Here is an 18517-nt window from a genome sequence, read left to right as displayed (position 1 = left end):
CTTGGCTCGGAACCCCGGTGCGGCGTCAGTCGGCGTTTGGGTGTCGTGCATCATCGGGCATCCTGCTTACGTGATATCGAACCACTGCCGCCCCAAGCGGACGGGGCGATGTCGGCTATCGATTGCGAGAACGTCCAGCGGTGGCCACCGATGTCCTCGACGGAATACTGGCGTTCGCCATAGGGAAAATCCGCGGGTGGGCCGTTGACGTGCGCGCCGCACTCGAGCGCGTGCGCGTAATGGCCATCAACGTCAGCTACACGGACCATGATCGCATGAGCCGGGTGCGGCAGGTCCAGTGTGCCAGCCATTGACGTCACGACCAGGGCGGCGCCGTCGAGCAGCAGTTGTGCCCGGTGATCGCCAATGCGCAGTCGCTCACGAAAGCCAAACGTTCGACACAGCCACGTGACGGCCGTGCGCACATCGGCATAGCCCAGTTCGGGAATGATGACGCCCGGCGGCATGGATCGATTGCGGGTCATGCGCCCATCCTCCTTCGGCGTGGTGTCCAATCACGTGCAGTAACTGCCCATGAGCGTGCACCGGTTACTGGTTGATCTCCAGCCCCTTGAGCAGCCGCTTCGCCAGTCGTGGCTGGCGTAGCTGGTCCAGCCACCAGGACAGCGCACGACCTTCGTGATCGCCGCGCCAGGCGACATAAAGCGTATTGGGCTCACGTGGATCGGCCATCTGCTTTTCCACCAGCTCGCCGCGTTTGAGCAGGCCGGCGACACGCTGGCGCGGCAGCCAGCCGACGCCCAGATTCTGCCGTTGCGCCGTGATCTTCGCGTGCATGCTGGGGACGGCGAGCGTGGCCTGGCCGCCGACCAGGCCATACGCACGGCCTTCTGAACTACGCGAGGAATCGGCCACGACCACGCCGCGATGCTGGGCGACGGTTTCGCGCTGCAAGGGCTCCTGCGCCTTGGCCAGCGGATGCCGCGGCGAGACGGCGAAGACCCAGTCCATCACGCCCAGCTCGAACCAGCGCAGCTTGGGAATCGCGGGCGGCTCGTTGGTGGCGCCGATGATGAGGTCGGCACGACCGTCGCGCAAAGCCTCCCAGGTGCCGCTCAGGACCTCGTGGGTCAGGCGCAGCGCCACGCCCGATTCCAGCGCGTCGAAGGCACGAATCACCGGAGTGAAAATTTCGAACTCGAGCAACTCATCGCTGACCAGCCACAGGCGATCTTCCCAGCCGCCGGCAATCTGCTTCACGCGACGGGTGAGCCGCGAGACATCGAGCATCAGGCGGGCGGCTTCCAGCGCCAGTACCTGGCCGGCCGGGGTGAGTTGCAGGCGATAGCGGCGGCGATCGAACAGCAGGGCGTCGAAGCGCGCCTCAAGTTGTCGCGCCGCATGCGAAACCGTGGACGGGGCCTTGCCTAGGCGAACCGCGGCGCGCGAGAGGCTGCCGCTCTCGCGTATGGCTTCGAGCAAGGCCAGTTCGTCCTCGGACAACATGTTCGACCCTTTCGAACGAGTTCCTGGGGCGATAGTACGGCAGCTGTGTCGCTGTGCCGAGGGCTTCCCAGTGCTCTTTGTCCGTCATCCCAGCTTTCGCTGGAATGACGGTAGGTGGGCTTGGGACCTTTAGTGGTCGAGTCGGTACTCGCCTCAACCATCACCCCGGCCGGCGCGCCCCCAACGAAACCAGCACCTCCTGCGCAGCGCGCAGACGTTCGGTGGCGCCGGGCAGTTCCAGGTTCACCTTGAGTTTGTCCTGGCCGTCCAGCTTGTAGATGCGCGGCTGGCTCTGGATCAAGCGGATGATCGCCATGGGATCGACCTCCGGCTTGTCGCGGAAGGTGATGCGTCCGCCGTTGGCGCCAAAATCCAGCTTGCGGATGCCCAGCGGCGTGGCCATCAGCTTCAGGCCAGCCACACCGAACAACTGCTTGGCGGCATCGGGCAGCAAGCCGAAACGATCGATCATTTCCACCTGCAGGTCGCGCAGGTGATCCTCGCTACGCGCACTGGCGATGCGCTTGTACAGCGTCAGGCGCGTGTGCACGTCGGGCAGGTAGTCGTCGGGGATCAGGGCGGGCAGGTGCAGCTCGACTTCCGTCTCGTGCTCGCTGGTGAGATCGAAGTCCGGCAGCTTGCCTGACTTCAGAGCACGCACCGCGCGCTCCAGCAGCTCGGTATACAGGCCGAAACCGATCTCCTGGATCTGGCCTGATTGCTCATCGCCCAGCAGTTCGCCGGCGCCGCGGATTTCCAGGTCGTGCGTGGCCAGCGTGAAGCCGGCACCCAGTTCTTCCAGCGAGGCCAGCGCTTCGAGTCGCTTCTCCGCGTCGGCGGTCATCGCCTTGCGGTCGGGCACCACCAGATACGCGTAGGCACGGTGATGCGAGCGGCCGACGCGACCGCGCAGCTGGTGCAGCTGGGCCAGGCCGAAGCGATCGGCACGGTTGATGATGATGGTGTTGGCCGTCGGGATATCGATGCCGGTTTCGATGATGGTGGTGCACACCAGCACGTTGAAGCGTTGGCGATGGAAATCCGCCATCACGCGTTCCAGTTCGCGCTCGGGCATCTGGCCGTGGGCCACGCCAATGCGCGCTTCGGGGATCAGTTCCTCCAGCTCGCGCGTGGCGCGCTCGATGGTGTCCACTTCGTTGTGCAGGAAGTAGACCTGGCCACCGCGCTGCAATTCGCGCTGGAACGCTTCGCGTATCAACGCAGGCTCCCACGCCGCGATGAACGTGCGCACGGCCATGCGATGCGCTGGTGGCGTGGCGATCAGCGAAAGATCGCGCAGTCCGCTCATCGCCATGTTCAAGGTGCGCGGGATCGGCGTGGCCGTCATGGTCAGCAGGTCGACTTCGGCGCGCAGCTTTTTCAGCTGTTCCTTCTGGCGCACGCCGAAGCGCTGCTCTTCGTCCACCACTACCAGGCCCAGGCTCTTGAACTTGATATCCGGCTGCAGCAGCTTGTGGGTGCCGACGATCACGTCGATCTGGCCGTCCGCCAAGCGCTTGAGCGCCTCGTTCACTTCCTTGGTCGACTTGAAGCGCGACAGCACGTCCACGCGCACTGGCCAGTCGGCAAAGCGATCGGCGAAGTTGCGGTAGTGCTGCTGGGCGAGCAGGGTGGTGGGTACCAGCACGGCCACCTGTCGACCGGCCGTAGCGGCGGCGAACGCGGCGCGCAGGGCAACTTCGGTCTTGCCGAAACCGACGTCGCCACAGATCACGCGGTCCATGGCGCGCGGCGCGGCCAGGTCGGCCAGTACGGCATCGATGGCCTGCAACTGGTCGGGCGTTTCCTCGAACGGGAAGCTGGCGCCGAATTCCTCCACCAATTGACGGTCGATCGACAAGGCCTCGCCACCACGCGCCTCGCGCTGGGCATAAATGGCCAGCAGCTCGGCCGCCACGTCGCGAACCTTCTCGGCGGCCTTGCGGCGTGCGCGTTCCCACGCATCGCCGCCCAGCGAGTGCAGCGGCGCCAGTTCCGGCGCGGTGCCGGTGTAACGGCTGACCAGGCCGAGCTGGGCCACCGGTACATACAGCTTGTCGCCCTTGGCGTATTCGATGGTGAGGAACTCACCCTCCATGCCACCCAGTTCCATCGACACCAGGCCCTGGTAGCGGCCCACGCCGTGGTCGACGTGCACGATCGGCGCGCCGATGGTCAGTTCGGTGAGATCGCGGATGATGCTTTCCGGATCGCGTGCGGCGCCGCGGCGCCGCTTGCGTTCCGTGCGTACGCGCTCACCGAACAACTCGCGTTCGGTGAGTATGGTGAGCGCGGGATCGGTGAGCGCGAAACCCTGCTCCAGCGCTGCGATCGTGATGGCGAAGCGCAGCTCGTGCTTGGTGCTGACCGCGAGAAAGCCCGGCCAGCCATCCACGGTATCCGGCTTGAGGCCGGCGCTGGCGAGCTGTTCGATCAGTGCTTCGCGACGGCCGGCCGAATCGGCGGCGATCAGCACGCGCCCGGGATAGCTGGCCAGGAAATGGCGCAGCGAGGTGCCTGGCTCCTCGCCCTTGCGATTGAGCGGGAGTTCGGGCGCCGGCTGCGTGCCGCTGGACTGCGCATGCTCATGGCCGCTCTCGACGAGTTCGATGCGCAGGCGCTTGTTGAGTTGTTCGCGCAGCAGCTCGGGCGGCAGATACAGCTCGGCCGGCGGCAGTACCGGACGTTCAATATCGTGGGCGCGCTGATCGTAGCGCTCGCCAGTCTGGGTCCAGAACTGCTCGGCCGATTCCAGCGCGCTTTCGCCCAGCAGGAAGACGGCGTTGTCGGCCAGGTAGTCGAACAACGTGGCGGTCTGCTCGAAGAACAGCGGCAGGTAGTACTCGATGCCGCCGGGCGTGACGCCTTCCTTCATATCCTGATAAAGCGGGCAACGGCGCACGTCGATGGGGAAGCGCTCGCGCAGGTTCGCGCGGAAGTCCTTCGCCGCATTCTCGGTCAGCGGGAACTCGCGGGCCGGCAGCAGCTCGATGCGCTCCACTTGTTGCTGCGAGCGCTGCGTTTCCGCATCGAAGCTGCGAATCGATTCCACCTCGTCATCGAACAGCTCGATGCGATACGGCTCGGCCGAGCCCATCGGAAAAATGTCGATCAGCGCGCCGCGCACGGCAAAGTCACCCGGCTCCGCGACCTGTGGCACGTTGCGATAGCCCGCTGCCTCCAGGCGTCGCTGTTCGGCCGCCAGGTCCAGCTTCTGGCCCTTCTTCATCATCAGGCCGGAGCCAGTGATATGGCTGCGCGGCGCGATGCGCTGCATCAAGGTGGCGATCGGCACCACCAGCACGCCGCGTTGCGTGCCTGGCAGCTGGTACAGCGTGGCGACGCGTTGCGAGACGATGTCCGGATGCGGGCTGAAGACGTCGTAGGGCAGGGTTTCCCAGTCCGGGAAGTGCAGCACCGGCAGCCCGCCGGCAAACAGGCGCAGTTCGTCTTCCAGCGCATGGGCACGTTGGGTGTCGCGGGTGACGGCTACCAGCAGTCCGTCATGGCTGCGCGCCGCTTCCGCCACCAGCAAGGCGCGCGAGGAGCCGTGCGGCGACGTCCAGAAACGACGCTGCTTGGGGCTGGTGGGCAAGGACGGGTGCGGGATTTTATGGGCCATGCGGACGCTTGTTCAGTGGCGTGGCCATCGTGCCGCGCCGGGAAGCGGGCAAGTGTAGCGCGACCGCCCCGGAAGTCCGGGGGCGGCCGTCTCAAACAGCAGGCATCAGAGCCGCAGGGAAATCTGTGTCGTACCCGGCTCGTCCGGTAGCAAACGGCGGGTAAAGCTCAGATCCTTGCATAGCTGCAGCATGGGGCGGTTTTCCAGCAGCACATAGCCCCAAATTTCGTGCAGGCCACGGCGGCGGCAATCGGCAACCAGGCGCTGCATCAGCAGGACGCCCAGGCCTACCCGGGCCCAGTCGTGTTCCACCAGCACTGAAAACTCGGCGCTGTCGGCGGCCTCATCGACATAGATACGGCCGACGCCGCGAATCTCGGCGGGCGTAACGGTTTCATCGACCAGGACGAAGGCCGACTCGATGGCCGGATCGATACGGCACAGTCGTTGGGCCATCGAATCCGGCAGCTCGCTCATCGAGTGCAGGAAGCGGCGGCGGATGTCTTCCGGCGACAGGCGGGCAAACTGCCGCTTCAAGGCCGCCACGTCCCCTGGTTCGATGTCACGCAAGCGCAGTTCCCGTCCGTCGTGCGTCCGCACCAGCTCGCCCTTGGGGGCGCTGGTCAGGTGGCGACGGGCGAAGCGCTCGGGGTTGCGCGGGGGCACCACGGCGTGCCGGTGGCTGGTCATATCGATGGCGGCGTTCATGTCCATACTTTAGCGTATTGAGTGCGCTGCAACATGAACGAACGCCTTGTAATGTCGGCATATTTTGCGGCGAGTTGTCGCATCGCATGTCCCCACGGGCAAGGGGGTGAGCCCCTGCAGACAAAGCCATGCCTGCGTTTCAGAATCGCTGGATGGGCTTCGGGCGTTGCCGGGGCGTCGAGGGAGGCAAAGACCATGAGAAAGGCGTCCTGCGGGCTGACCGCCAAGCAGCTGGAGCAATGCTGTGGCCGTTGGCCGGGTGTGACCCGCGACATCAAATGGGGCGGCGATCTGGTCTTCAGTGTAGGCGGCAAGATGTTCGTGGTCACGCCGCTGGACGGCACGGAGGGAGGCCGGCTGTCCTTCAAGGTGGAGGACGAGCGGTTTCTGGAGCTGACCGACCAGCCCGGTATCATCCCCGCCCCTTATATGGCCCGCGCGCACTGGGTCTCGGTGATCGAGCCGCAACGTTTCGCCACGGCGGAGCTGGAAGCCTTTATTCGGCAGGCCTATACCCTGGTCCGCGCGAAACTCACCAAGAAGGTGCAGGCGGACTTGGGTGCCTGGCCAGCGCCTGCGGAGAAAAGCTAGTGAAGCAATACATCGGAAGCATTGCCCTAGTGGTGGCCGACTACGACGCCGCCATCGACTGGTATACGCGCGTATTGGGTTTTCAGTTGCTTGAAGACACCGATATGGGCGGTGGCAAACGATGGGTGGTGGTGGCGCCAGCAGGCACCGCTGAAACACGGCTGTTACTGGCGAAGGCGTCCACGCCGGAGCAGTTGGCCCGCGTGGGCGACCAGACCGGTGGTCGCGTTTTTCTGTTGTTGCATACCGATGATTTCTGGCGCGACTACGAACGCATGAAAACCGCCGGTGCGCAGTTTTGCGAACAGCCGAGAGAGGAAGCCTACGGTACGGTCGTGGTGTTCCAGGATCTTTATGGCAACAAATGGGATTTGTTGCAGCTCAAGCCGTCCTCGGAATGCTCTGATTAACTCTGCATAGGCGTCCGCAGAGTTAATCAAAGCATCCCTAGTCCATCACGTCGGGCTCGAAGAAACTCCAGCGGATATCGGTGAACTGCGCCTTCATGGCGCGTTCGACCTCGTTGATCGCCTGGATCAACGAGAGCTGATCCCGCGCGGGCGCCATGCGCGCCTTGACCGCCACCATCACGTCCGGCCCCATCTGCAGCGTGATCAGGTTCAGCACGACGTCGACTTCCGGACGTTCATTGATGAAGGCCAGCAAGGCTTCGCGCTGCTTGGGCTCCAGCCCTTGCCCGATCAGCAGCGCCATCACTTCGTTGGCCACGGCGAAGGCGACGACCACCAGCAATGCGCCGATGACGATGGTACCGATCGCATCGAACCTGGGGTCGCCGGTCAGCATGGTGGCCAGCACCGCCACCAGCGCGACACTGAGGCCGAACAGCGCCGCAAGATCCTCGCCGAAGATCACCAGCAGCTCGCTGGAGCGCGTTTCATGAAACCATTGCCACAGGCTGCGGCCATCGCGCACCTTGTTCACTTCCTTGAGGCAGCCGTGCATCGAGAAGGATTCGGCTACTACGCCGAAGGCCAAGACGCCAATCGCCAGCCACGGCCATCGCAAGGGCTCGGGATGGGAGAGCTTGTGGATGCCTTCGTAGATGGAAAACATGCCGCCCACGCTGAATAGCAGGATGGCGACGAGGAAGGACCAGAAATACAGGGCGCGTCCCCAGCCGAGCGGATACTCGTCAGAAGGAGGGCGATCCGCCTGGCGCATGCCGAGCAACAGCAAACCCTGGTTGCCGCAGTCCGCCAATGAGTGCACCGCCTCGGCCAACATCGCACCGGAACCGGTGATCAGGGCAGCGGCGAGCTTGCTCAGGAAAATCGCGAAATTCGCGCCGAGTGCGAGCAGGATCGCCCTCAGCGAATTGGCGTGGCCAGACATCGGATCATCCTCTTACGCGATCGATTCCGTCAGCGTTCCAGCGTAGCGATGTCGAAAGCGCTGGCAGGTGCCTACGGATTGAATACCTGATACGGCAAGGCGCTGCTGCACGTCTCGTACAAGTGCGTTTTTCAGGATGCTTCGGCGCCGATCCTGCGGCGCGTATCAGTGAATGCCGACGCCGACGCCCAAGCCGAAGCTGATGTTCGGATGGCCGCTGTGCATCTCGGCAGGCGTCCATAGATGCGACTGCACCACGCCCACCAGCGGGTATACATAACTGGCCTCGCCCACTTCGCCGGCGCGGCTGCCGCTGACGCGGCCCGCCAGGGTAATCAGTGCGCCCGACGGGTAGTTATAGGGTTCCACAAAGCCGGGCATCACAGCGATGAAGCGGCCCCAGCCGCCACCCTCGGCCTTCGGCCGCTGCGAGCTGTCGAGCGGGTAACCGACGATTTCGATCTCGCTGCGATCGGGCAGATTGTGCACGCCCACGATGCGTCCGCCCCAGATCACGTCGGCGTTGGCGTAGTGTTCGGGCTCATGCGCCACGGCGTCCGGGGTGATGGCGACCGTATTGGTGGTTGGCTTGTAGATCGGTGCGGGCGCGCAGGCGGCCAGCAGCATCAGGCTTGCCGGCAGGGCGCCGCGGATCAGGATATGGGCAAGGCGTGTGCGCATGGCGGGCTCCGGCATCTCAGGCGGTAACAAGGCGGAGCTTAACGGGCAGGCGAAGGGGGCGGTAGGTGGGTAGCGCGAGCCCCGTCACGCGTTCAGCTGGGGGAATCCTGGACCAGCCAGTCGAGCCGCCATTGGGCCGGCTTGTCCTGCGAAAGCAGGCGGGCCATGGCGCGCAGCGGTTCGCGCAGGGTGTCGTCGAGCTTCCATGGCGCGTTGAGGATCACCATGCCCGAGCCGTTGAGGCGCAGCGGCGAGTCGTCGGGGCGCACCAGCAGCTCCGCGCGCAGCACGCGCCGGGCGCCGCAGTGCTGCAGCCAGCGATGGAACGGCTGCACTTGGCTGCGCAGCTTGATCGGGTACCAGATGGCGTACATGCCGGTGGGCCAGCGCTGCAAGGCCAGCTTGAGCGCCTTCTCGATCACGCGATATTCGGATTCCTGCGCCTCGTACGGCGGGTCGATCAGCACCAGGCCGCGCTTTTCCGGCGGCGGCAGCAGGCTCTTGAGCGCCTCGTAGCCATCGCGCTGGTGCACGTGCACGCGGTGATCACGGTGGAACAGCTCGCGCAAGCGCTCCGCTTCCTCGGGGTGCAGCTCGCACAGCTGGGCACTGTCGATGTCGCGCATGCTGCGGGCGACCTGCAGCGGCGAACCGGGGTAGAGCTTCAGCCCATGCTCGTTGCCGGGCAGCTTGAGGATGGCGTCCAGCCAGCGGCGCAGCAGCGGTGGCAAGGCCGCGTGGTGTTCCTGCGACTGGTGCAGATCCGGGAACAGCAGGCGGACGATGCCATCCTTGTACTCGCCGGTCTTGCCGGCCTCCACGCCGTCGAGCGCGTAGCAGCCACTGCCCGAATGGGTGTCGACGAAGCCAAACGGCGTGGCCTTTGCCTGCAGCGCCTCGATCAGCGCAAACAGCACCGAATGCTTCAGGACATCGGCGAAGTTACCGGCGTGGTAGGCGTGACGGTAGTTCATAGGGGAAGGGCGCCATGTGGCGGGCAATTATAGGTGGAAGTGGGAAGTGGCGTTTTTTGGCACCGGAATCGGCTCAGTCAGGGCGTGCCGGAACGCGCCTTCAGCGCCGGAATACCTCATGAAGCCAACTCCAGAGTTGAGCTGGCCTTGGTCGGATGGCTATGCTCGGGCCATGTCGCGCCACCTCTTTCGCCGCCTGCGTCGCTGCCGCGCCTTATTCGCGCTGGCACTGTGCGCGTGGCTGACGCTGGCGAGCGTGGCCTGGGCGCAACCAGGGTGTTGCACGGCGATGGGTTCATCGATGTCGATGACGATGCATTCTGCGGCAGATACGCCAGACCACGCGCCCGGGCATGCCGCAGCGGCGACGCCGGATTGCGCCTGCGCGCATGCCACGGCCGCGGTGCCATGTTCATTCCCGCCGGGACTGCCGCATGCGCTGCCGCCTGACGCGGGATGGATGGCAGGTGGCGAGAACGCGCCGCAGCCCGTCCACGAACCTCCGTTGCGGCCCCCGGTCGCCTGATTCTCCGTTCGCTGCAAGGGGCCGCCGCTGCGGCCGGTTCGATGCGCCCGCTTTGCGGGCACGCATGACGGAGTGATGCAATGGACAAGCAAGATCCGCGTGGCATCCAGCTGCCGCGGCGGCGTTTCGTACAGGGATTGGCGCTAGGCGGGATAGCGGCCGGGCTTGGCCTGTGGCGCGATGGCGCGCTGGCGCAGGCCGTGGCCCCGCGTAGCGAGCTGAGCGGCAATCATTTCGAACTCGACATCGCCGAGTTGCCGGTCAATTTCACCGGCCAGCGGCGCCTGGCCACCGTCGTGAATGGCCAGTTGCCGGCGCCCTTGCTGCGCTGGCGGCAGGGCGAACCGGTAACCCTGCGCGTGCGCAATCGACTCGCAGTGCCGAGTTCCATCCATTGGCACGGCATCGTGTTGCCGGCCGATATGGATGGCGTGCCGGGCCTGAGCTTTGACGGCATTCCCCCTGGCGGGGAGTACGTCTATCGCTTCACCGTGAATCAGTCCGGCACGTACTGGTATCACGGCCATGCGGGCTTCCAGGAGCAGACCGGGCTGTACGGTCCCATCGTGATCGAGCCTCGCGAGGGCGAGCGCCATGCCGCGCAGCGCGACTATACGATCGTGCTGAGCGACTGGTCGGATACCCGGCCGGAAACGCTCTACGCGAACCTCAGGAAGCAAAGCGGCTACTACAACCAGGGCAAGCCGACCGTTGGCGACTTCCTGCAGGATGTGGGGCGCGAAGGCGTGGCGCCGGCGTTGGCGCAGCGGCAGATGTGGAATCGCATGCGCATGGATCGCAGCGATCTTGCCGATGTCTCGGGCGCCACCTACACCTATCTGCTCAATGGCCAGACGCCTGCGGGGAACTGGACGGGCCTGTTCGATGCGGGCGACAAGGTCCGCCTGCGCTTCATCAATGGCGCATCGATGACGTTTTTTGATGTGCGCATCCCCGGGCTGAAGATGACCGTGGTTGCCGCAGACGGCCAGGCGATCGAACCGGTGAGCGTGGATGAATTCCGCATCGGCAATGGCGAGACCTACGACGTCATCGTGGAACCCACCGCCGACCGCGCCTGGAGCATTTTTGCGCAGAGCATGGACCGCTCCGGTTTCGCGCGCGCCACGCTGGCGCCACGTGCCGGCATGGACGCCGCGGTGCCTGCGCTCGACCCGCGCCCGTTGCTCGACATGAGCGACATGATGGGGGCGATGCAACATGGCGACATGGGGCATGGAGGCATGAGCCACGACATGGCCGGCATGGCCATGGAGATGCCCGGCATGCCGGGTATGCCGGCGATGCCCATGCCTCATGACCAGGCCGCTCCTCCATTGAAGACGGGGCCGGAAGTGGACATGCGCGTTGCCACGCCGCGCAACAATCTCGACGACCCGGGCGTCGGCCTGCGCGGCAATGGCCGCCGCGTGTTGAGCTATGCCGATCTGCGCTCGGTCAATGCGCCGATATCGCCGCGGGTGGATCGCGAAATCACCTTGCGCCTGACCGGCAATATGGAGCGTTATCGCTGGTCGTTCGACGGCGTGCTGGCCTCCGAAGCCGGCCCATTGCGGCTACGTCATGGAGAGCACGTACGCATCGTGCTGGTGAACGACACGATGATGTCGCATCCCATCCATCTGCATGGCATGTGGAGCGAACTGGAATCGCCGCAAGGCGAGTTTCTGGCGCGCAAGCACACCGTGGTGATACAGCCCGCGCAGCGCGTGAGCTACCGGGTGAGCGCCGATGCCCCGGGGCGCTGGGCCTTCCACTGTCATCTGCTGTTCCATATGGCGGGCATGTTCCGCGAGGTGGTGGTGGCATGAGCCGTCTCAAACTACTACCGGCCGCGCTGGCACTCCTGACGGCCTTGCCCGTTTCGGCATGGGCACAAAGCATGAACATGGCCGATATGCCTGGTACGTCGACATCCGCAGCGCAGGAGCCGCGCGCCGACCACGATGATGCACATGCGGATCATGCGGTGGCGTCGCAGCCGCCAGTGCAGGACACACGTCCGCCCAACGACCATGTGCCGCCACCGCCGCCATCGAGCAGCATGCATGCCATGACGCCTGCCGAGATGACGGATGCGATGGAAATGAATCCGTCACCGCCGCTGGGCATGCTGCTGATCGATCGCCTGGAGCGTGGCCGCAGCACGAATGGTGATTACGCCACCCGTTGGGAGGCAGAGGGTTGGTGGGGCAACGGCATCGACCGTTTGTGGCTGAAGACGGAAGGCGAGCGCAATGGTGCAGGCACCCAGGATGGGCGCGTCGACGTGCTGTGGAGCCATGCGTGGACCAGCTTCTGGGACTGGCAGCTGGGCCTGCGCCAGGATGTCGGCCAGGGACCGAACCGCCAGTGGGCAGCGTTTGGGGTGCAGGGGCTGGCGCCGTACTGGTTCGAAACGCAGGCCACCTTCTACGTCGGCGAGCAGGGCCGCACGGCGGCACGTTTCGAGGCCAGCTACGACCTGCGTTTCACCCAGCGGCTGATCCTGGCGCCGAAGCTGGAGCTGAACTTCTACGGCAAGGACGATCCGCAACGCGGTATTTCATCGGGGCTGTCGGATGTCGAAGCGGGCCTGCGCCTGCGCTACGAGTTCAGCCGGAAATTCGCCCCCTATGTCGGTATCAACTGGACGCGTCGCTTCGGGGGCGAAGATGGCGTGATGGATGGCACTAGCCTGCACGCACGCGAAACGACGTGGCTGGCCGGTGTCAGGTTTTGGTTTTGAGGGGACTGCTGATGAAAGTCTTTGCCATCGTGCTGTCTACGCTGGTCGCGCTGGCGGCTGCGGCCGTGTTTGTCTGGTCGGGCGTCTATGACATCGGGGCGGATCGTCCGCATTGGCCGCTGACGGCGCGGGTGATTGCGAGCTTGCGTGACCGCTCCATCGAACATCAGGCCTCCGGCATCAGCGTGCCTGATCTGGATGATCCACAACGCATTCGCCGTGGCGCCGGTCACTATGCGGCCATGTGCGCAGCCTGTCATCTCACGCCAGGCATGCATGAAACCGAGCTGCGCACGGGTCTTTACCCGCAGCCACCGGATCTGTCCAGGCATGGCGTGCACGATGCGGCCGAGGCGTTCTGGGTCATCAAGCACGGCGTCAAGCTCACTGCCATGCCGGCCTGGGGCTTGAGCCACGACGATGCGGCGATCTGGGACATGGTGGCCTTCGTGCGCAAGCTGCCGACGCTCGACGAAGCCACGTTCGAGGCGATGGCGGGGGTGCCGGTCAACAACGGCCACGGTGGCCACGAACATGCGCATCCTGACGAGCCGGGCGGGCCGGGTCACGACGATGATCACGACAGCCATGCTGGCCATGATCACGACGATCACGGTTCGCATTAGTCGTGTGGTACGTGGCGGGCGGCCGAGAGCCGCCCGCCACGCAGGATCAATAGGCCACGGTGATGCGCTGGCGCCGCGCGTCGTTCTTTTCCACGCGATCCAACAGGGCCATGGCGTAGTCGGGGATGCTGATGTGGCTCTTGCCGCTGGCGTCGACCAATAGCTGGTCGCCACCTACTCGATACTTTCCAGTGCGCGGGCCGTCTTCCAGCAAGGCCGCCGGGCTGACATAGGTCCACGCGAGGTCGGACGTGCTGGCGCGGAACACGTCCAATGCCTTGGCCTGGCCGTTCGCTTCGGCCTTCCACGCGTCGGGGAAATGCGGATCGTCAACCACGCGTACACCAGGAGCGGTTTCGAGTGAGCCGGCACCACCTACCCATACGAGGCGCTTCGCACCGGCTTGTGGCAGATACTCGAGCAGGGTCGCCGCATTGCCGGGAATGCTGTCGGGCGTGCCGTCGCGGCGCGCGGAGAGGCTGGCGATGACGACATCGGCGCCGCGGACGGCGTCCAGCCAGCTTGGCGGGCGCGTCACGTCGCCAGTCACGATCTTGAGATGCGCATCGGCGCGCGACAGGCGCGACGGATCGCGGACGATGGCCGTTACGTCGTGGCCGCGTGAAAGGGCTTCATCGAGGATGGCATGGCCGACATGGCCGGTGGCACCAAACAGGACAATCTTCATCGAACGTGTTCTCCGGGGAATGGGGGCATGCGTTGGGGACGGGGCAGGTGACATTCTGCCCACGGTTATCGATGGGGCCGGTCAGCACATTTATCGAGAGCGGCTGCAGCTATCCCTGAAAGATGAAGAACAGATACGCGACGAACAGGATCAGGTGTACGGCGCCCTGCATGATGTTGGTGTGACCGCTCGAAAAGGTCACGACGCATAAGGCGAGCGTCAGCGTGAAGAGCAGCAGGTCGGTATGTTCGAGTCCCAGCACGATGGGGTGCTGGGTCAGGTGGCTGATCATCAGGATCAGCGGAATGGTGAGGCCGATGGTCGACAGCACCGAGCCCAGGAAGATATTCACCGATCGCTGCATGTGATTGGCACGCGCGGCGCGTACCGCGCCAATGGCTTCGGGCGTGGCCACCAGCACCGCCATGGTCAGGCCGGCGAGGGCGGCCGGCCACTTCATCGTTTCAACGACGTAATCCACCGGGTGGGCCAGCTTCTCGGCAAGAAACACCACCTGGGCCATGTAGACCACGAGCAGGACGGCATGCGTCAACAGGTGCGTGGGTGCGCGGTGACCAGCGGCCGCGTGGGTATCGTCGTCGTGCCCGGAGCCTGCGAAGTAGGCGCGGTGCCGCTTCGTCTGCAAGGTGAGGAAGGCGACATACAAGCCCGCCGAGATGATCGCGATGAACGACTCCTGCGCAAAGGACAAGGTCGGCCCCGCCGTGGTCACGGTGAAGTTCGGCATCACCAGGGCCAGTACCCCGAGCGGAATCACCACGCCAAGATAGGCATTGGCACCCTGCAGGTTGTAGTGCTGCTCACGGTGTCGCCATCCGCCGATCAGCAGGGACAGTCCGACCATGCCGTTGAGGACGATCATGGTGACCGCAAACAAGGTGTCGCGCGCGAGCGTCGGATTGTTCTCGCCATGCAACATGATGGCGGTGATGCTGATGACCTCGATCGAGGTGATCGACAAGGTCAGGATCAGCGTGCCGTAGGGCTCGCCCAGCTTCTCACCGAGCTGGTCGGCATGGCGCACGACGGCCAGCGCCGCGCCGAGTATCACGAAGAACAACCAGGCGAAGGCGAGGCCAAGCTGCAGCGGCTCATCCAGCCTGCCCAGCGGCCGGTCGCCGAAGATCAGGAACACGACACAAGTGGCCATGCTCACGGCCAGGAACCACTCGACCCGCAAGACCGACGGCACGCTGCTGAGCCTCATCCTCGCCACCCCGCCAAGGTTGGAAGAACCCGACTGCTCGTTCCGGCGTACTTTAGCCGCAGTCGTGCGGGCTTGGGGGCTATTCGACGATGCCGTGGCTTTCGGACGTGCCCAGCAACTCGGGCTGGGAGGGAGCCGCCTGTTGGCGGCTGAGCAGCGGATGGATGAACACGGCAGCCAGGATGACAGCGACGCCCGCGTAGAACCAGCCATCCAGCTGGCGTTGCTCGCCAAGCAGGACGATGGCCAGCAGGATCGCGTAAACGGGCTCCAGATTGGTCACCATCTGCGTGCCGAAGGCGCTCATATGGCGCAAGGCGACCAGGGCCAGCGCAAACGGCAGCAGGGTGCAACCGAACGACAGCAGCATCAGCAAGGCTGCATCGTGCGGGCTGGGCAGCACGAAGGCGGGGCCTACGTGCGGCAATAGCGGGGCCAGCAAGGTGAGGAACACGGTGCCCGTGCCCAGCTCGATACAGGTCACAGTGAGCGGATCGGCATGCTCGACCAGTCGCTTGTTGAATGAGCCGAACAACGCCACCAGCAGCGCGGACAGCGCGCCCACGGCAATACCCAGACGCATCTGTGCCGGCACGCCGCCAACCACCATCGCCACGCCGGGTACGACCGCGACGCCGATCAGCAACTCGCGCGGATCGAATTTGCGACGCGCAATCCATGGTTCGACCAGCGAGAGGAAGACCGGCCCGAGCGCGATGCAGGTTGCCGCCACCGAGGCGTTCGCCAGCTTGATCGCGGCGTAGAACGTCAGCCAATGCAGCGACACCAGCACGCCGATGCCGGCGTAGGCCCAGCGCAGCCTGGCCGGCATCGTCTTCAGGCCGCGCCACACGCTCGGAAACAGCAACAGCGCCGCCACCACCAGCAGCATGCGCCACCACACCAGAGGCAGGGCGGGCAAGGTGATCAACTTGCCGAGAATGGCCGTGAAGCCCCACAGCAGGACGCAGAAATGGATCTGCCAGCGGGCCTTGGTGACGGGTTGCATGAATACGAGCCGGAGCGAGGGGAACGCCGCATTCTAGCGGTCGCACCCAGGCCGGCGGGAACGGCAGGCGCTGTCAGTGCGTAGTGGCTGCCTTTGGCGTCGCCTTGGCGGGCACGGGCTGGCTCTTGGAGGGGCCGCGCATTTGTTCGAGGACGTCGGCGCAGCTATTGGTCTCGTCGTGTTTGCTGGTGGCGACCAGCGGCAGCAGCGCGGCCACCGGTGTCGCAAGCACACCCAGGGCCAGGGCGCCGCCGCCACGCAGGATCACCGGGCCTGGTTGCACGCCCACGTCAGGGTTCTTCAGCGTGCCTTTGACATAGAGGGGAGAGCGCAGCGAGAAGATGCGCAGGCCCTTGGAATTCGGGCGGACATCGAGATCGAGCTGTTCATTGGCAAAATTGATGCTGCCATCGATCTTGATCACGGCATCCTCGGTATCGAAGACGAACAAGCGGGTCTCGAACACACCGTTGCTCGCCGTGAGATCGGACGCGGCACAGTTGATCTTCACCGTCTTGTCGCCGAACAGCTTGCCGATGATGATATTGGCCACATTGAGGCCGGCCGTCTCCAGCAGGGTCTTGCTGATGGCGCCGTCGTTCATCAGTAGCTTGACCTCGCCGCTTGCCGTGCCGAGCAAGTCGCTTACCGAATTGCCGCGTGCATTCAGCGCGGCATCGCCATTGATCTCGCCCAGGCTGGTGCGCATCGGCTCGAAGTTGGGAAACAGCTGCTTGAGCTGCAGGTGGCGAGCATTGAGTTTCGTGGCGCCGCGCATGGGCGTGCTGCTGCCATCCAGGCGCAGGTCGCCATTGACCTTGCCCCCGGCAAGGCCGAAGGCGAGCGGGTCCAGGTGCATGACTCCATCGATCATCACGACATGGGTGGAGAGCGCTTCGATGGGAAGTGCGGCCCCGCGTTCGATGCGTGCCGCGCTGTACGTCAGGTCGACGTCCATGGCGCGCCAGCGATCGGTGCGGAACGGCTCGACCGGCAAGACCTTGTCGGTGGGTTGCGGCGTCGCATCGCCGCGCTGCTGTTTGTCGGTGTTGGTGTCCGCACCGATCAGCGGTGCCAGGTCGGACAGCATCACCAGCTGTGATGTCACCTGGCCGCTCAGTTTCGGTCGCGCGCCGCCGGTGTCGTAGGCCAGGTCGCCGGCAATATCACTGCCGCCGACGCGGCCGCGGAAATGCTCATAGGAATAATGACTGGCGCCGCGCTTCAGGTTCGCCCTCAAATGACCTTCGGTGGCATACGGCGGCGTGTCGGGCAGGGTGACGCCGATCAGCGGATAGAGCTTGGCCATGCTGCGGCCGGAGAACCACAGGCGCACGTCCAGCCCGGCGAGGTGGAGCGGATCGGTGAGCGTTCCCACCAGGGCGATATGGTTGTCGCCGACATGCATATCGGCCTGCAGCGGGAACGGTTCATCGGTTTGTTCCAGCGCCAGCACCGCACCCGTCTTGCCGCTGCCCTTCGCGGGTACGCCTTGATAGTGCCCGTCCGCCTGCCAGGCGAATTGATAGGTGGCGCGTGTGTGGGCGGGTTGAGCGCTGCTGTCGCTGGCTGACTTGGCGAGCTCCTTGCGCGCCGCCGCGCCGGCGGTCCGGCTGGCCTGCTCGCGCGCGTCGGACGATTGCTGCTCGACGATCTGCTCATACGGAATCGCGTGTTGGAGCGATTCCACGGCGACCTGCAGCTCGGCCTTGTTGATCGCGTCATTCACGGCGATATGCCCACGATCGAAGCCGATCGCGTGCAGGTCCAGCTGCCACGCCGACGGCGCGGTGGCAGTTGCCGGGGTGAAATCCCAGGTCGCCTGGCCTTGCGCGTCGCGTTCCAGATCGATCACGGGATGCGTCAGGTACACCACCGGTATGTCGATGCGATGCATGAGCAGCGGCCACGGCGCGACGCGGAAGTGCACGGCATCGAGCTGGGCGAATGTCGCCTGCCTGGCCCAGGCAGGGTTGGCGATGGTGATGTCGCGGGCAATGAACTCCGGCCACGGAATCAGCGCCAGGCCGCCTTCGTCGGTGGCGCGTCGCCAGCGCACGCTGAGATCGCCATGGATCGCGAAGGGGCGCCCGATGGTCTCGCTGACTTGCGCATTGATGCGCGGCTTGAGCCGATTCCAGTCGAACGTGGTGATCACGACAAGCAGCACGATGATCAGCGCCGCGACGCCGCCGACCATCAACCACCCTAGCTTCCAGCCGCGCCGCACACCGCACTCCCGCCATGCTCGCGCATGGCCTTGATACCCACCTGCCATCGTGGCGAGGCGGG

General features: G+C 65.0%; 16 protein-coding genes. 5 read left to right on the top strand and 11 right to left on the bottom strand.

The window, feature by feature from the left end; genetic code table 11:
• Positions 1 to 50 precede the first annotated feature (50 nt).
• From OUZ49_RS17220 to OUZ49_RS17205, 4 genes are all read right to left on the bottom strand, one after another.
• Positions 51 to 485 carry a VOC family protein gene (locus OUZ49_RS17220; RefSeq protein WP_266151840.1) on the bottom strand — a complete coding sequence of 145 codons (435 nt, stop codon included), beginning with the start codon at positions 483 to 485 and terminating at the stop codon, positions 51 to 53.
• Positions 486 to 549: 64 nt separating this feature from the next.
• Positions 550 to 1467: a LysR family transcriptional regulator gene (locus tag OUZ49_RS17215; RefSeq protein WP_266151839.1), complete on the bottom strand. Its 918-nt coding sequence runs from the start codon at positions 1465 to 1467 to the stop codon at positions 550 to 552.
• 160 nt (positions 1468 to 1627) lie between these two features.
• Positions 1628 to 5089 carry a transcription-repair coupling factor gene (gene mfd / locus OUZ49_RS17210; RefSeq protein WP_266151838.1) on the bottom strand — a complete coding sequence of 1154 codons (3462 nt, stop codon included), beginning with the start codon at positions 5087 to 5089 and terminating at the stop codon, positions 1628 to 1630.
• 105 nt (positions 5090 to 5194) lie between these two features.
• Positions 5195 to 5797, bottom strand: a complete 603-nt coding sequence (locus tag OUZ49_RS17205) for a GNAT family N-acetyltransferase (protein WP_266151837.1) — start codon at positions 5795 to 5797, stop codon at positions 5195 to 5197.
• Positions 5798 to 5992: 195 nt separating this feature from the next.
• Here OUZ49_RS17205 and OUZ49_RS17200 point away from each other — a divergent pair, with 195 nt between their 5' ends.
• On the top strand, positions 5993 to 6388 hold the full coding sequence (locus OUZ49_RS17200; protein WP_266151836.1) for an MmcQ/YjbR family DNA-binding protein: 396 nt from the start codon (positions 5993 to 5995) through the stop codon (positions 6386 to 6388).
• The gene (locus OUZ49_RS17195) at positions 6388 to 6798 is read left to right on the top strand and encodes a VOC family protein (RefSeq protein ID WP_266151835.1); all 411 of its coding nucleotides are present in this window, start codon (positions 6388 to 6390) and stop codon (positions 6796 to 6798) included. Before OUZ49_RS17200 ends, OUZ49_RS17195 begins: the two co-directional genes overlap by 1 nt.
• A gap of 37 nt (positions 6799 to 6835) precedes the next feature.
• On the opposite strand, the gene OUZ49_RS17190 is transcribed toward OUZ49_RS17195, so the two are convergent.
• The 3 genes from OUZ49_RS17190 to OUZ49_RS17180 form a co-directional block, all read right to left on the bottom strand.
• On the bottom strand, positions 6836 to 7744 hold the full coding sequence (locus OUZ49_RS17190) for a cation diffusion facilitator family transporter (RefSeq protein WP_266151834.1): 909 nt from the start codon (positions 7742 to 7744) through the stop codon (positions 6836 to 6838).
• Between the two features lie 165 nt (positions 7745 to 7909).
• Positions 7910 to 8425 carry a Slp family lipoprotein gene (locus OUZ49_RS17185; RefSeq protein ID WP_266151833.1) on the bottom strand — a complete coding sequence of 172 codons (516 nt, stop codon included), beginning with the start codon at positions 8423 to 8425 and terminating at the stop codon, positions 7910 to 7912.
• 92 nt (positions 8426 to 8517) lie between these two features.
• Positions 8518 to 9399 (bottom strand): 23S rRNA (adenine(2030)-N(6))-methyltransferase RlmJ, encoded by an 882-nt coding sequence (locus OUZ49_RS17180; protein WP_266151832.1) that lies wholly within the window; start codon positions 9397 to 9399, stop codon positions 8518 to 8520.
• Positions 9400 to 10005: 606 nt separating this feature from the next.
• Between OUZ49_RS17180 and OUZ49_RS17175 the strand changes: the two genes are divergently transcribed.
• Genes OUZ49_RS17175 through OUZ49_RS17165 form a run of 3 tightly spaced genes read left to right on the top strand, consistent with a single transcriptional unit; the run spans position 10006 to position 13300 of the window.
• Positions 10006 to 11757, top strand: coding sequence for a copper resistance system multicopper oxidase (locus OUZ49_RS17175; RefSeq protein ID WP_266151831.1), 1752 nt, complete (start codon positions 10006 to 10008; stop codon positions 11755 to 11757).
• Positions 11754 to 12674 carry a copper resistance protein B gene (locus OUZ49_RS17170; protein ID WP_266151830.1) on the top strand — a complete coding sequence of 307 codons (921 nt, stop codon included), beginning with the start codon at positions 11754 to 11756 and terminating at the stop codon, positions 12672 to 12674. The genes OUZ49_RS17175 and OUZ49_RS17170 overlap by 4 nt, the downstream gene beginning before the upstream one ends.
• Before the next feature lie 11 nt (positions 12675 to 12685).
• The gene (locus OUZ49_RS17165; RefSeq protein ID WP_266151829.1) at positions 12686 to 13300 is read left to right on the top strand and encodes a c-type cytochrome; all 615 of its coding nucleotides are present in this window, start codon (positions 12686 to 12688) and stop codon (positions 13298 to 13300) included.
• Between the two features lie 46 nt (positions 13301 to 13346).
• Here the strand turns inward: OUZ49_RS17165 and OUZ49_RS17160 are convergent, their stop codons facing one another.
• From OUZ49_RS17160 to OUZ49_RS17145, 4 genes are all read right to left on the bottom strand, one after another.
• A complete protein-coding gene (locus OUZ49_RS17160) occupies positions 13347 to 13988 on the bottom strand; it encodes an NAD(P)-dependent oxidoreductase (RefSeq protein ID WP_266151828.1) in 642 nt (213 codons plus the stop codon).
• 109 nt (positions 13989 to 14097) lie between these two features.
• Entirely contained in the window at positions 14098 to 15216 is a 1119-nt protein-coding gene (locus OUZ49_RS17155; RefSeq protein WP_266151827.1) for a calcium:cation antiporter, read from the bottom strand.
• Between the two features lie 79 nt (positions 15217 to 15295).
• Positions 15296 to 16225, bottom strand: a complete 930-nt coding sequence (locus OUZ49_RS17150) for a DMT family transporter (RefSeq protein ID WP_266151826.1) — start codon at positions 16223 to 16225, stop codon at positions 15296 to 15298.
• 73 nt (positions 16226 to 16298) lie between these two features.
• Positions 16299 to 18455 (bottom strand): AsmA family protein, encoded by a 2157-nt coding sequence (locus OUZ49_RS17145; protein ID WP_266151825.1) that lies wholly within the window; start codon positions 18453 to 18455, stop codon positions 16299 to 16301.
• Positions 18456 to 18517 lie beyond the last annotated feature (62 nt).

The sequence above is a fragment of the Dyella halodurans genome, assembly GCF_026283925.1.
Lineage (GTDB): Bacteria > Pseudomonadota > Gammaproteobacteria > Xanthomonadales > Rhodanobacteraceae > Dyella > Dyella halodurans.
This window is presented reverse-complemented; position numbering and strand designations above follow the sequence as displayed.

Coding starts and splice junctions, on each gene's coding strand:
- OUZ49_RS17155 (WP_266151827.1), bottom strand. CDS start 15,216: ATGAGGCTCAGCAGCGTGCCGTCGGTCTTGCGGGTCGAGTGGTTCCTG.
- OUZ49_RS17160 (WP_266151828.1), bottom strand. CDS start 13,988: ATGAAGATTGTCCTGTTTGGTGCCACCGGCCATGTCGGCCATGCCATC.
- mfd (WP_266151838.1), bottom strand. CDS start 5,089: ATGGCCCATAAAATCCCGCACCCGTCCTTGCCCACCAGCCCCAAGCAG.
- OUZ49_RS17150 (WP_266151826.1), bottom strand. CDS start 16,225: ATGCAACCCGTCACCAAGGCCCGCTGGCAGATCCATTTCTGCGTCCTG.
- OUZ49_RS17220 (WP_266151840.1), bottom strand. CDS start 485: ATGACCCGCAATCGATCCATGCCGCCGGGCGTCATCATTCCCGAACTG.
- OUZ49_RS17165 (WP_266151829.1), top strand. CDS start 12,686: ATGAAAGTCTTTGCCATCGTGCTGTCTACGCTGGTCGCGCTGGCGGCT.
- OUZ49_RS17205 (WP_266151837.1), bottom strand. CDS start 5,797: ATGAACGCCGCCATCGATATGACCAGCCACCGGCACGCCGTGGTGCCC.
- OUZ49_RS17170 (WP_266151830.1), top strand. CDS start 11,754: ATGAGCCGTCTCAAACTACTACCGGCCGCGCTGGCACTCCTGACGGCC.
- OUZ49_RS17185 (WP_266151833.1), bottom strand. CDS start 8,425: ATGCGCACACGCCTTGCCCATATCCTGATCCGCGGCGCCCTGCCGGCA.
- OUZ49_RS17190 (WP_266151834.1), bottom strand. CDS start 7,744: ATGTCTGGCCACGCCAATTCGCTGAGGGCGATCCTGCTCGCACTCGGC.
- OUZ49_RS17175 (WP_266151831.1), top strand. CDS start 10,006: ATGGACAAGCAAGATCCGCGTGGCATCCAGCTGCCGCGGCGGCGTTTC.
- OUZ49_RS17180 (WP_266151832.1), bottom strand. CDS start 9,399: ATGAACTACCGTCACGCCTACCACGCCGGTAACTTCGCCGATGTCCTG.
- OUZ49_RS17215 (WP_266151839.1), bottom strand. CDS start 1,467: ATGTTGTCCGAGGACGAACTGGCCTTGCTCGAAGCCATACGCGAGAGC.
- OUZ49_RS17200 (WP_266151836.1), top strand. CDS start 5,993: ATGAGAAAGGCGTCCTGCGGGCTGACCGCCAAGCAGCTGGAGCAATGC.